The organism is Marinobacter sp. UBA2498, from assembly GCF_002341575.1.
Lineage (GTDB): Bacteria > Pseudomonadota > Gammaproteobacteria > Pseudomonadales > Oleiphilaceae > Marinobacter > Marinobacter manganoxydans.
Map to the genome: position 1 here is coordinate 14,726 of NZ_DDOI01000108.1, position 297 is coordinate 15,022.

Genomic DNA, 297 nt, shown 5'->3' on the forward strand with positions numbered 1-297 from the left:
AACAAAAGCGAACATTCGAGTCGGGGCTTTTCTTCACAGACTCCAGGCCAATCAAAGTCCTTTCATCCACTATGATTCGCAAAGCAAATTTTTGACGCTGAATGATTCCATGGCAGAGGTGTTCGTGCTCGGTTGAGCTATTGATTCCTCATTTCATCCTCAAGCTGCCGATATCAGGTACTCATAGCAAATTACACATAGGGGATGGTCACAGATTATTTTCGGTCTTAGAGCGCGAGTAATAAAAGGCCGGTGCAAATAACTGCAGAGCCTATAAGGCGCCTGCCCGTGTTCGAT